6 protein-coding genes and 2 tRNA genes are annotated in these 13,548 nt (G+C 70.6%); 4 read left to right on the top strand and 4 right to left on the bottom strand.

Annotated features, from left to right (window positions below; all coding sequences use genetic code 11):
* Positions 1-521 precede the first annotated feature (521 nt).
* The 4 genes from ACF088_RS11505 to ACF088_RS11490 form a co-directional block, all read right to left on the bottom strand.
* Positions 522-1,922 carry an LAETG motif-containing sortase-dependent surface protein gene (locus tag ACF088_RS11505; RefSeq protein WP_392375437.1) on the bottom strand — a complete coding sequence of 467 codons (1,401 nt, stop codon included), beginning with the start codon at positions 1,920-1,922 and terminating at the stop codon, positions 522-524.
* Positions 1,923-2,123: 201 nt separating this feature from the next.
* Positions 2,124-3,230 carry a single-stranded DNA-binding protein gene (locus ACF088_RS11500; RefSeq protein ID WP_392375590.1) on the bottom strand — a complete coding sequence of 369 codons (1,107 nt, stop codon included), beginning with the start codon at positions 3,228-3,230 and terminating at the stop codon, positions 2,124-2,126.
* A 337-nt stretch (positions 3,231-3,567) separates the two neighbouring features.
* Positions 3,568-5,508 (bottom strand): GTPase, encoded by a 1,941-nt coding sequence (locus tag ACF088_RS11495; RefSeq protein WP_392375436.1) that lies wholly within the window; start codon positions 5,506-5,508, stop codon positions 3,568-3,570.
* A 599-nt stretch (positions 5,509-6,107) separates the two neighbouring features.
* Complete coding sequence (locus ACF088_RS11490; protein ID WP_392375435.1) at positions 6,108-8,282, bottom strand: ATP-binding protein; 2,175 nt, start codon at positions 8,280-8,282, stop codon at positions 6,108-6,110.
* A gap of 302 nt (positions 8,283-8,584) precedes the next feature.
* Between ACF088_RS11490 and ACF088_RS11485 the strand changes: the two genes are divergently transcribed.
* The 4 genes from ACF088_RS11485 (at position 8,585) to ACF088_RS11470 (ending at position 12,956) form a co-directional block, all read left to right on the top strand.
* Positions 8,585-8,657: transfer RNA gene (locus ACF088_RS11485), tRNA-Arg, on the top strand.
* A 608-nt stretch (positions 8,658-9,265) separates the two neighbouring features.
* Positions 9,266-10,651: a hypothetical protein gene (locus tag ACF088_RS11480; RefSeq protein ID WP_392375434.1), complete on the top strand. Its 1,386-nt coding sequence runs from the start codon at positions 9,266-9,268 to the stop codon at positions 10,649-10,651.
* A 45-nt stretch (positions 10,652-10,696) separates the two neighbouring features.
* A tRNA-Gly gene (locus tag ACF088_RS11475) sits at positions 10,697-10,795 on the top strand.
* A 295-nt stretch (positions 10,796-11,090) separates the two neighbouring features.
* Positions 11,091-12,956 (top strand): TerD family protein, encoded by a 1,866-nt coding sequence (locus ACF088_RS11470; protein ID WP_392375433.1) that lies wholly within the window; start codon positions 11,091-11,093, stop codon positions 12,954-12,956.
* Positions 12,957-13,548 lie beyond the last annotated feature (592 nt).

Here is a 13,548-nt window from a genome sequence, read left to right as displayed (position 1 = left end):
GTACGCCTGCGCTCTGGCGGAAACGAGTAGGTCAGAGCGCCCCTGCTCAGCGCCGACCCGCCACGACGCGGTGTCCGCTTGGTTGCCCTCTGTCAGCATTGATCGCCGCGGATGTCAGCGTGGATCAGTGCGGATGTCAGCGTGGATCATGCGGATGCCAGAGTGGATCAGTGCGGATGCCAGCGTGGATCGCCGCGGATGCCAGCGTGGATCGGTGCGGAGCGGGCTTTCTCCTTTGCCCGGCGTCCGCCCCCGGGCCGGGCCCCCCTGCGGGAAGGAGCGGGCCCGTGGCACCGGACGCCGACGGCCCCGGAGCGCCGCTGCGCTCCGGGGCCGTGCGCCGACCGATCGACCGACCGACCGCCGCTCGCTCACCGTGAGGTAACCGAGCGGCCGCCGATGGTCACTGTGCGCCGGACTCTCACCGGCTCCGGTCAGGTGTCACCGGGACGCCGGGTGTCACCGGACGCCGTGTGTCGCTGAACCGGATGTCACTGAACCGGGTGTCAGTGAACCGGGTGTCACTGAGCCGGGGTGCCGGCCTTCTTCTTACGGAGGAAGAACACCGCGGCGCCGCCGACCACGACGAGGACGACCGCGATGCCCGCGATCATCGGGGTGGCGTTGCTGGAACCGGTCTCGGCGAGGTCGCCGCCCTTGTCGCCGCCCGTGGTGCTGCCGCCGACCGAGGCCGGGCTGGGCTGCGTGGAGGGCTTGCCGCCGCCGCTGCCGGCGGTCTTGCAGTCCAGGACCCCGGAGAAGGACTTCTTGAAGCCGCCCTCACCCTTGATCGTGATGTTGTACGGCTGGTCCTCGGACACCGGGACGGTCACGGTCTGCGACTTGCCCGGGGCGATCTCGTAGCTCTTGCCGGAGAGCTGGAAGCGGAAGGCCTCATCGCCCTTGTTGGCCGCCGTGACGTCCACGCCACCCTTGGCGCAGTTCTTCTCGGCGGTGATCGCCGGGATGGCGCCCTGCTTCTTCCAGGAGACCGTGGCGGCCGCGGAGACCGTGGACTCGCTGGAACCGGCCAGGATCTGGGTCTGGCTCTTGGCGTGCTCACCGATACCGGTGAAGGCGCGGCCGACCGGGACCTTGGTGGCGGCCTGCGCGGTCAGCGAGGTGCTGCCGTCGGCGGCACCCTTGGGCACGTCGAAGAACAGCTGGGTGCCATCGGCGGCGCTGGTGACCGGCTTGCCGTCCTTGCCGACGACCTTCACACCGGCGGGCGCACCGGCGGCCGGGGAGATCGTGACGCTGTCGGCGTTGGTGTGCACGGTGACCGGGCCGAGCTTGCTGCCGGACTTGCCGGAGACGGCGGGCGGGTCAAGGGTCAGCGACGCCTTGGGCTCGCCGACGTTCTGTGCGCTCTTCTCGAGGTAGTCGGCGAGCTTCTCGGCCGCCGGGTCGACCGCGTCCACCTTGGCGTGGTCGGAGAAGCGCCAGATCGCGACCTGGGTGCCGGCCGCGGCGGTCTTCTCGGTGAGGTTCCCGGCGCCGGCCTTGGAGGCGAGCGTGGCCAGGTCGTTCACCTGCGGGTACGAGTTCTGCAGAATCCAGCGGATCTTGCCCGCGTCCCCGTTGTTGTGCAGAGACGAGGCGCTCCAGGGCACTTCCTGGTACTTCGCCTGCTGCTGCGTCGGGTTGTGGATGTCGATGCAGTACGTCTGGAGCGTGCCGCCGTTGTCGACCGCCATCTCGAAGAGGCCCGCGCCTACGCGCTGGTCCCCTCCGTCGTTGTGCACGACCGCCTGGTCGAAGGTCTTCAGACCGCCGAGCGTGGCGGTGGCACCCCCGTGCGTGGGGGTCGTGTCATCCGCCGCGGCAGTGCCCGCGGTGGCTATCGCACCCGCCGCGACCAGGCCCGAGGCCACGACCGCGGCGGCAAGGCGAGCTGCGCCCCGCCTCTTCATCGAAAGCATGATTTCCCCTCTGGGCGAGGCGGTCGAGTGGGAGAGGATGCCTCGCCGGAAAGATCCCAAAGAACTCAACAGCCGAACACGTCAGCCCCCGTGAGTACTTGTCGGATCTTATGGAGCAGGCGCATCAGGGTCCCCAGTAATGGCATCCCATAAGCGATCCGAATCGCAATCGTTACCGACAACGGGCACCCTGACCTGCCATTATCGACAAATCCCCGGAACTTTTCCGGACACAGCAGCCTTCTCGGGCGAATGGGTTGCAGCTGAGGCCGCCGGAGCGAAGGCTTCCGGAGGCTCGGGCGACGGGGAAATCGCGTCGGCCACCGGTCTCTTGGCGGGTGACTGCCTCCTGGCGAGTGGCTGTCTCTTGGTGGACGCCGGCCTCTTGGCGGGTCCCTTTGCGAGTGCCGGACTCTCGGCGAGCGCCGGACTCGGGGCGAGTGCCGGTCTCTTGGCGGGCCTCTGTGCGACGACCTGTGCCGGTCTCCTGGCGGGCTTCTGTGCGACGACCTGTACCGGTGCCGCCGCCGGTGCCGGTGCGTCGGCCTGTGTCGGTGTCGGCACCTCTCCGGGCGTCATTACCGTCGCCGGTGCAGGCGCCTCCGCAGGTGCGGGCGCCTCCGCAGGAGTCCGCGCCTCCCCGGTCGCCCGTGCATCCCTGGCCGCCGGTGCCTCCCTTTCCCCGGCCGCCGGTGGTTCCCCCTCTGTCGGCCCTGTCCGCTCTATCAGTTCTGTCGGCTCTATCGGCTCTATCGGCTCTATCGGCTCTGTCGGTTCTGTAGGTTCTGTCGGTTCCGTCGGTGGCCCGGCGGCGCTCGGCGGTGTCCGGCCGGCGGGCGACATCTCTTCCCCGGACTCCTGTTGTTCGGGAGCCCTTTGCCACGGCGAAGGTGAGAGGTGCGGCGACGATGACGGGGACGGCCCGTGGTCGCCGTCCGTACGCGGCGGCCGGACGACTCTCCGGAAAGCGGCGGTGCCGCGTGCGAGATCGTGGCCGATCGCCACGGCATCGACCTCCGCCGAGAACCAGCGCTGCCCGCCCCGTTCAGGCGGCTGCTCCCCTTCCCGCAGCCGCAAGCGCCCCTGGACGACGAGTGGTTCCCCCACCGCCACCGACGCCGCGACATTGTCGGCGAGCGCACGCCACGCCCGGACCGTATAGAAACTCGTCCCCCCGTCGGTCCAGCGCTCCTGCGTCCGGTCCCACCGACGGGACGTCGCCGCCAGCCGGAACCTCGCCACCGTCACGCCCGCCGTCGTCTGCCGGTGCTCCACCGCTGTTGCGGCATTCCCCACCAGCGTCACCATCGTGTCGTTCACGGAACACGCCTCCCCCGCGTCATGCGCTCGCTCCCGTCATGTGCCGCTCGCGCTGCGTTGACCTCATGCTGCACGGATTCGGCGGGTGCCGCGGCGGCCTGTGGACGGTCGACCGGCTGTGGACAACTCGGCCACCCGGGAGAGGGAATCCGCCGTCCGGGCCCACCGTCCCCGCGCCCACCGTCAGGCGCCAACGGTCAGGCCCCGGCACCAAGCACCCGCCACCAGGCAACAGCAGCGTCAGGCAACACCCCGTCACGCGCCCGGTGTCAGGCGCCGTAGTCAGGCACCCACCATCAGGCGCCCGCCCGTCACGCACCCACCATCAGACACCCGACGCCACCGCGTACTGCTCCCGTACCTCGCGATAGCGCAACAGCTCGGCAGCGACCGGTTCCAGGACTCGCGCCCGTCCGCACCCGGCCGCCGCACTCCGCAGCCGCCGTTCGGCGTCCTGCCCGTAACGCCTGGCCGGGCCGCGTGCCACCACCCGGCACAGCCACGCCAGCGCCGGTCCGCCCACCGAGCCGAGAAGCGCGGGCAGCAGTCCGGAGACCCAAGCCGTCGCCCCACCGGCCCCCGTGACCGCGCCCAGCAACCACAGCAAACCGACGACTTGGAGTACGGACAGCATCCCCTGCAACGAGGCGGCAACCTTCCACCACCGCGGTTTCCCACCCGGTCCGCCCCGCAGCGACTCCTCGGCATCCGCCGCCACCTTGTCCAACGCCTCCGGCAGCCCGTACGCCCCCCGGTCCGCTGCCTCCCGCACCGCCTGGGCCCAGGGCGCCGGCAATCCATGCGCCGCCTCAGCAGCCACCGTGCGGACGGCCTGCTCCACCACGGCCCGCGCCGCTGCCCGGCCGTCCACTGCCGGCTCCCCTCCCTCACCGGCCGCACCACAGGTCACACCACCGGCCGACGGCAGACAACCGGACGACCCCTGCCGCCCTGCCAGGCCCCGCCACAAGCCGTGACGCCACGGAGCGGCCCGACGTGCACCGGCCCGACCTGCACCGGTCTGATCTGCACCGGTCTGACCTGCACCGGCCCTCCACGCATCGGCGCTCCCCGTACCTGCCCTCCCCGTACCGGTCCGCCCGGCATCCGCCCGCCCAGCACCCGTCGGCCCTCCCCCGAAGGCCCCTACGCCCGTTGCCCCGGCCCCGGAGCCCCGGACCCCCCACCGGCTTCCCCGCCACCCCCGCATCCGCGCCCACGGTGACCCGCACGCGCGCTCTGCGTACCGAAGCCAATCCCGTTCCGCCGCGCGCCCCGTGGCCACCGCCCCGACCGCCTCCGCCAGCCGGTCGTCGAACTCCGCCCGGGCCTGCTCGGTCAGCCCGACCCGGCTCTGTGCCATATATACGGACCGCAACCGCTCGGCGGCTGCATCCACATCCGCCGCCAGCCGCCGGTCCGCCGCTCCCCGCTCCGCGACGAACTGGCCGAGCATCTCCCGCAGTTCACCCACGCCCCTGCCGGTCGCGGCGGACAGTGCAAGCACCGCCGCCCCGGGCTCCCCGTGTTCGCCGAGTGCCAGCCCGTCCTCGTCCAGCAGCCTGCGCAGATCGTCCACCACCTGGTCGGCGGCGTCCCCGGGGAGCCGGTCCACCTGGTTGAGGACGACGAACATGACCTCGGCGTAGCCCGCCAACGGCCGCAGATAGCGCTCGTGCAGCACCGCATCCGCGTACTTCTCCGGATCCACCACCCAGATCACCGCGTCCACCAACTCCAGCATCCGGTCCACCTGAGCACGGTGCTCGGTGGCCGAGGAGTCGTGGTCGGGCAGGTCGATCAGGATGAGTCCGTGCAGCTCGGAGCTACCGTCCGCCGGGGCGTGCCGCCGGTGCGCGGGCACGCCCAGCCGGTGCAGCAGCCCCTCCGCACCCGCCCGGCTGCCCGGCCAGACACAGGCCACCGGCTCCGCGGTCGTCGGCCGCCGCGGCCCGACCTGTGAACGATTCGCCCCGGCCAGCGCATTGAACAGTGACGACTTGCCGCTGCCGGTCGCCCCCGCGATGGCGACGACGGTGTGCTCACCGGACAGCCGGTAGCGCTCGTCCGCCGTCTCCAGCACCCGCCCCGCGCCCTCCAGCGCCCGCCCGTCCAGCCGGGACCGGGACAGCGCGATCAACTCCCGCAGGGCATCCAGCCGCCCGCGCAGCCCACCCCCGACGGCCCGCCGCCCGCCGCCCGTGACCCACCGGTACGCGCCCTCGGCCCCACCCTCCACACCCGCCGGCGAACGCGGCTGCACCATCGCCCCACCACGGGCGTGACCACAGCCATCGCCAAGGGCCCGGGCCCGGTACTCGGTCCGTGACCCGGCACGTGACTCAGCAGGTGACGCGCCATACGCCCACCCCCCTGACGCAACTTGGCTCCCACCCGACGACGCCACACCTGCCGCCACAGGCGTCTCCACCTGCTCCTCACTCCCCGCCCGCCGCACCAGTGGCCGGGGCACCCCCACATCCCGCGCCCGCCGCGCAATCAACCCGTCATCCCACGCCCCACCCACCACCGCCGCCCGCACAACCGGCTCCGCCCCCACGCACGTCTCCAGCTCCAGCTCCAGCTCCCGCACAGACTCCACAGGTTCCACGAGCGCTCCGCCCCCTCTGCCCCCTCCGACCTCTCCGACCTCTCGGGCCTCTCCAGCCCTGTCAGCCCCGTCAGCCCTGTCAGCCCTGTCAGCCCGTGCAGCTCCTCCGACCTCCACAGGCCGTACGGACCCCACCGACCTCACCCGCTCCCCCGAAATCACACGCTGCCCCGGCCTCTCCTCGGTCTCCCCCTCCCCCGCCTCCCGCCTCTTCTCCGAGATCTCCCCGGAACCAGCCGCCGCCTCGAAATCACTCACCCCGACACCTCCTCCTTCTCCATCTCCATCGGCCTCTCCCGCTCCCGCTCCCGCTCGTCCACGTCCCGCGCCCGCTTCCGCCTCTCCGACTCCTCCTGCCGCTCCCTCTGCACAACGGACAGCGCGGCGATCAACTCCGCCTGCTGGTCCAGTGGCACGGTCAGCTGGTCCAGCGGCGCCAGCCGCCGCTCGCGCTCACCGTCCAGGGCGCGCTCCACGTACGTGGCCAGGAGCCGGGCACCGCGGTCGCAGAGCCGCAGCGCGGTCTGGGCCCCCAAGAGGTCGGCGAGGTTCTCGCCGGCCGTACGGGCCCGCCGGCCGCCGAGCAAGGCGGCGGCCAACAGCGCCGCCGACTCCTCCGGCTCCACCGACCCCGCCCGTTCACCGGCCTGCCCGGCACGCGCCTCACGGGTCTCCTCCTCGGCCAGTTCCTCCAGACAGCGCCGCCAGCGCCGGACGATCACGCCGAGCCGGCCGCCCGCGCCCGTCGCTCCCGCGGCGGCCGACATCGAGACCTCGGTGGCCGCCGGATCCTGCCGCCAGGCACTCGCGGCCCGCTCATCGGCCTCCTCCACGGCACAGGTCAGCAGCGAGGTCAGCCCGTCGGTCAACGCGTCCAGCAATTCGTCCGACCGGCCGTCGAGCCCATGGTCACGCCAGTGGGCCCGGGCGTCCCCGGACAGCACCTCACCGGCCGCGACCTCCTGCCGTACCCGCTCCGCGGCCCGCTCGTACGCCTCCTCGACCCGGCCGGCCAGCCGCAGCGCCGCGGCGTGCTGCGCGGCGGCGGCCCCGGCCAGCGCGGGCAGCCGGCTGCGCAGCGACGCGATCACTCCGGCGGCCGTACGGTCCGCCGCGGCGGTGCGGGCGACGGGATCCTGGGCATGCCGCTCCAGCCAGCCCCGCAGCGCCGCCACGGCCGTGGCGGGCAGCAGACCGCTCCCGCCTCCGGCCGACTCGGGCAGCTCGGGAATGGTGAAGCGAGGGACATGGCCGAGGCCGGCCCGCTGGAGCAGTTCCGCGTACCGTCCGGAAATGTCCGTGGCGATCTGATGCGGCACCCGGTCCAGCACGGTCACCAGCGTGACGTCGTACTCCTTGGCCGTACGCAGCAGATGCCAGGGCACCGCGTCCGCGTACCGGGCAGCCGTGGTGACCAGCACCCATACATCCGCCGCGCAGATCAGCTCCGCGGCCAGTTCCCGGTTGCGCGCGACCAGCGAATCGATGTCCGGGGCATCCAGCAGCGCCAGCCCACTGGGCAATGCCCGATCCGTCTCGATCCGCACCGTGAGCAGCCCCGCCTCACCCCCACCCCCCGTCGCACCCACACCCGGTTCCCCACCCGGGCCTGCACCCCTGCCACTCGCCAATCCCTCGTACGCCCCGCCCTCGTACGCCCCGCCCTCGTACGCCCCGTCCTCGTACGCCCCACCGTCTCCGCCCCCATCGCCACCACCGGCCACGCCCCCACCGGCCATCCGCCCCCCGGCCGCGTAGCCATAGCCGTAGCCGTACGCGGCGCCCTGCTCACCGCTCCCAGGCACTTCCTGCCGCGGCCCGGGGCCACGCCCCCCAGCGAGCCCGTGCGCCGTACGCGGCCCATGAGCCATCCGTACGCCGTGCCCGCCGGCCACCCCCCGCACACCACCGGGCACCATCCCGCCCGCACCACCCACTCCACCCACTCCGGTCACTCCGGTCACTCCGCCCTCGCCGTGCACCCCGTAGTCGCCCCGGCCCAGGCCGTCACCCCCCGCCGCGTACTCGTCCTCACCACCGTCGTCCTGCTCCGGGACCCACACCCGGGCGAGCTGCGGCAGGACACGCGGCCCGGCGAACCAATGGAGATCATCGGGATGACAGACCAGCACCGGCGTACGCGTCGTCGGCCGCAACACCCCCGCCTCCGAGACCCGCCGCCCCACCAGCGAATTCACCAGCGTGGACTTGCCCGCCCCGGTCGATCCGCCGATCACCGCGAGCAGCGGGGCCTGCGGAGCGCGCAGGCGGGGAATCACATAGTCATCGAGCTGGGCGAGCAGTTCGGCCCGGTTGCGCCGGGCCCGGGCAGCACCCCGAAGTGGCAGTGGAAAGCGTGCGGCGTCGACGCGGTTGCGCAGAACGGACAGTGCGTCGATCAGCCGGGGTCGTACGTCCAAGGTCGCCACATGTGCAGAATGCCCAATTTCGTTGGGTTTTTGAAGCGTATAACCCCTTGTGCGCGCCGCAAGAACCCCCACAGAACGGGATGAGTGACACATGAGACGTTCGCGACAAGCGAGACACAGGCATAACGAGTGCACAACACCCGCCGCACGGGACGCCAAAAGCGGTGCAGGATTCGTACCTGCCTGCGATTATCGGGACCGCTTCACCGAACCTCCACAACGTGCCACGCAGGTGAAGCAACCGGGACGAGGCACCCGGACCTCTATCCTTGTCCGCGGTCCGTGATCCACGTCCACACCCGGCCCCCGTAGCTCAGTGGATAGAGCAGGTGCCTTCTAAGCACTTGGCCGCAGGTTCGAGTCCTGCCGGGGGCGCTCTTCTCCGCCCGTTCCTCAGCCCTCCCTTGTGGAGGGCTTTTTTGCTGGTCAGGGGCGGCTTAGTGGGTCCGGCGCGGCGGCTTCGGCAGGGCCGGAACGGCTCCCGGCGGCGAGGGCGTCAGTCCGGCTGACGCCGGTTTTGAACGGCTCTCGGCGGCTGGTTTTCCCGAAAACTTCCCGAAGTTTTCCGACGGACCCTTCACGGCTGCGGGCACGGTGGGCAGCCGCTGGGGCTCTTCGATCCGCCCCTGGAGTTCGGTCAGCTGTCCGGTGATGCAGCGCGTGTAGGTGGCCAGGAGGACGGGGACGCTGTTGCCCGCCCAGGCGGCGACCTGGGCCGGCGGGATGCCGTGTTGAGCCAGGTCGTCAGGCAGGTGTGGCGCAGGTCGTACACACGCTTGCCGACGGGCGAGCTGTACTCGTGCTCGTCGAGGACGCCCTTTCGGACCTGGCGCCAGACCCGGCGGACGACCGATCCGGCGAGGAACTTGACGGCTCCGGGTCGGCAACGTCGTCCGTCCCACCTGTGTGCGCCTCTGCGCACTTGCGTGCTCCTTGCGCCTCGCCCATACCTTCACGGCGTTCGCGAAGCACCCGTACGAATCGTGGGGGACTCATTGAAGCCTGCCGAGAAAGTACTTCTGGATCTGCTCGAGTCGTCGAACATCTCCGTCCGCTCCAACGACGAGCTGATCGGGAAGGTGGAGACAGCCATCGTGGCGGACGACAAGACGAGAAAGGAGAACGGGGACGAACTCCTTCGCCGCAAACCGCACCTCGCCACGATCCCGCGCGCAGAACTCAGCCGCCAGATGCAAGTGAACCTTTGGGACGTCCTGCACACGCTCGGCCGGGCGACGGCACTGTCGTGGCGGGGCGCGGGACGGGGACTGGCCGAGCACTGGGGATCCCTCAAGTACAACCAAGCTCTGGAAGGCGGTGTCGATGCCTTCCTGGGCCTGACCGACGAAGGTCGGCAGATCGCAGAGCAGTACAAGAACCTACAGTCCAGCGAGCTCGGCGTCGGCTTCGCCCTCACGCTCGCCAAGCACATGCTGGGCAAGCGGTTCCCCGAGCACTCCGTGACGATCGTCCCTGCGGACACGGCACTGCGCGCAGGTTGGGCCCTCACCAGCAGGGACAAGGGCCACAAGGTCAAATACCGCTACCGGCCGCAGTACTTCGCGGAGGTCTGGCGCACCGGCGAGCCGTCCCTCGTCATCCCCATCGCCTCCAAGGGCAACCACGGCAACGCAGCGACCTCGGCCGGCCAGTTGGCATCTGCGTCGGTCCACGCTGAGGCGGTGCATGTCGGCGAATGGAACGACACCCCCAGCCTGCTGTTCAGCACGGAGCTGCCGACGGACGGCACCGTGACCGTCCACGCGCTCCAGGCTCCGGGCCAGGGCGGATGGCTGGTCAGCCCTTCCGGAGAAACGGAACCGAATCTGGACGCTAGGCCCGTGCAGGAGAATGTCATGCCGGGCATCCAGCCGCCCCCTGAGGGCGACGTGATTCACCAGCCCTTACCCGGCTGCCATGTGACGCCCAAGTACTACACCTGGTTCCAGGAGACTCTCGGTCACACGGGGGCGGCCGGACTCATGGCCTTCACCGGTTCCAGCAAGGCGACCGCTCGATACCTGACCGACCGACAGGGCTGCAAGCGATTCGACGGCTACGAGCACGCCGCCACCGGCAGCGTCCAGGACATCAGTCTCGAACTTCTCGGAGACACCTACGCCGGAACCGACCACGTCTTCCGGCTGAACGGCCCCCGCGTCGAGGCGTTCTCCGGCGTGGAAGCGAGTCTCTTCAACCTCGTCTCCCAAGGGCGGGCCGAGGAATACCGCGCCAGCGTGCACGCGACCCGCCACACCCGCCCCCGGCTCGCCTGGGACAAGAAGTGGGGCGGACCCGTCTCCGTGCATGCCGACGGATCCGTATTCGCCATCCGGTTGCTGCCTGGCCAGCGCCGAGCGCGCAGCTAGCTAACCTCCTGTGCCACAACCGCCGGACGTTTGGGCACGTGGCCTGCCTCCGAGCACACACCTGCAGGTCACTGGCCCACTCTTACCCAACCCATCAGGCGCCTTCCAAGCAGACCGCAGGTTCGAGTCCTGCCGGGGGCACCATCACCCGTACGCCGTCCAGCCCTCCCTCGCGGAGGCTTTTTGCAGGTCGTAGGCGGTCTAGCGGACGCAGCGTGGCGACCTCGGCAGAGCCGGAACGACCCCGGAGGCGGAGGCGCGGCTGACACCCGTTTCGAACGGCTGTCCGCGGGAGCCCTTCCCGAAAGCTTCCCGAAGTTTTCGGGCGCCACCACCTCACGCAGCTCACCAGGGCCCCACCCCCCCAAGAAGAAGAAAAAATAGGACAAAGAGTCATTCCAGTTGAAGGAAGGGTGAAAGTCGAACCATTCTTTCCGCCATGAGTCTCGCTTCCGTCTCCCTCGATGTGCCGAATCCGCGTGACTACGCCTTCGACTGGGCGCTGGTGGACGTGGAGACTTCCGGGCTGGTGGCGCGCCGGGACCGGGTGTTGTCCGTCGCGGTGGTAACCATCGGCTCTGACGGCAAACAGACCGGGGAATTCTCGACCTTGCTGAATCCCGGCTGCGACCCGGGGCCGGTCCATGTGCACGGGCTGACCGCCGAGCGGCTGCGCGGCGCACCGACCTTCGACCAAGTGGCCGGACAGATCCACGCCATGCTCCAGAACCGCGTGCTGGTTGCCCACAACGCGCAGTTCGACTACGACTTCCTAGCCCACGAGTTCGCCCGGGCCCGGATGTTTCTGCCCGTCTCCCGGCGGCTCTGCACGCTGGCGCTGAGCCGCCGGGTGGACCCACCGACCGAGGACCTGCGGCTGGGAACGCTCGCCGCCCACTACGGCATCCCCCAACTGAAGGCGCACGACGCGCTGGATGACACACGGGTGCTGGCCGGGGTACTGCGGGCCTCGCTGCGTGAAGCGGCCCAGCTCGGAATGGCGCTGCCGCTCGTCGCCTGCCCGCCGCGGCAGGACCCGCAGTTCAGGCCCAGCACTCCCAAGACACGATGTTCCTTCCGCAGCCCCGGGAGGCTGTCTCCGGGAGGTCCGCTGACGCAGGGAATGAAGGTGGCGATCACCGGTGAGACCGCCCTCTCGCGCGCTGAACTCGTCGCCCGGTCGGTGGCCGCCGGGCTGAACATGATGACCTCGGTCAGCCGGCATACCAGCGCACTCGTCACCAACGGCTCCTCATCGGGATCGGCCAAGGCCCGACGCGCCGTCGCTGAAGGTGTACCGGTCATCGACGAGCGCACCTTCCTTCGCCTCCTGGACGACGTACGCCCGGGGACGCCGCACGAGCTGCACCTCGCGCCGTCGGCTGAGCCTGTTGCACCGCCCGCGCGGGCAGCGTCGACGCCCAAGGAGCAGCCGACACCCATTTCCGTCGACCGCGCGCCGAGAGACGGGGAGCGGTCTTCCTCTCGACCCGAGCCCGCCATTGCGGTCAAGCCGTTGTCAGGCCGGCGCGTGCTCGTCCTGGGAGGCACCCATCCGCACGCCGCCGCCACCCGCACCCGAATCGTCGACTTGGGCGGAGCCGCAGCGATCAATCTGTCCGCCAGCGTCACCGACGTGGTCCTGCTCGCGGGCGGTGAAACAGACCGCCGTATGCGCCGCATCGAGGCTTTGGACATTCCCACGTACCTCGGCGAATGGCTCGACGCGCCAATCCTCGCCGCGGTCCCCTGCCCGAGTCCCGGACGGCGGGGCCCGTTCGTCCTGCCACGTGGCGGTGTCATCGATCTGCCGTGCCAGGACCGTTCATCCCTCTGGCACCTCACCGCTTCGTGGGCTCAGCAGACCACCTGCGAGGTCGATCTCGTCGCCTTCGTCGTCGACGAGGACGAACAGGTCTCCTGCGACGAGGACTGCCTCTTCTACGGTGCGCCGGAAAGCCCGGACGGCACGCTGCGCCTCCTGGCCGACGGACCGACCGAACAGACCATCACTGCCGACCTCTCCGCACTGCCGCCCTCGGTCCGCAAGATCGTGATCGCGGCTGCCATCGACGGCACCGCTACCTTCGGTGAGGTCGGTGCGATCCAGGTCATCGCGGGCCCGGGGAGCAGCGCCCTCCCTCTCGCCCAAGCCGCCCTTGACGCAGCGACCACCGAGCGCACCATGCTCCTGGCAGAGATCTACCGCAGAGGCCCCGTCTGGCGCTTCCGGGCCATCGGCCAAGGCTACGACGACGGCCTCGACGCTCTCGCACGCAGATATGGAGTCGAAGTCGAGGACTGACAACCGCCGTCGTGACAGGCCATGCTGTTCATCCGGGTCACCGCGCGCGACGCGGTAGGGATGGGGAGGGAGGCGCGGTCCCCGGCGGCTATGGCTGCGCGCCCATGGGGCGCGGTGCCGAGTAGCCTGCGGATCGCACTCCCCTCGGGCCGGCCCGGAACGGTTGGCCTCCGTCCTCCGGCGCGACAGGTGCGGCAGGAAGTTGCTGAGGACCCTCGATCCGCCCTTGGAGTTCGGTCAGCTGTCCGGTAATGCAGTGTGTGTAGGTGGCCAGGAGGCTCCCACTCGGCAACGCGGGTCGGCGGAATGCCGTCGTGAGACCGGCAGGCAGGTGCGGCAGGCGAGCCGTGGGCACGGGCCGGGTGCCACTCTCGCTCTTCGAGGTCACGGGTCTCATGGGCCTCGCGGCCATCGGCCCGGTTACGGGCCGGTCTCGGGCTCTGCGCAGTGGATCTGAGGTTCGCCCCGGGCCTCACCGGCCATCGGCCGCCCTTCTCCACCGCGCCGATCCGCCGATCGGTCGGCGTGTCGGGAACTTCACGGTCCTTGCAGCCGTCATCACGTCCGCCGGCCGCCTACGGATGCGACGACG

This window comes from Streptomyces sp. NPDC015125, assembly GCF_043080045.1.
Taxonomy (GTDB): Bacteria; Actinomycetota; Actinomycetes; order Streptomycetales; family Streptomycetaceae; genus Streptomyces.
Note: the sequence above shows the minus strand (reverse complement) of the source record. Positions and strands in the feature narration are given on the sequence as shown.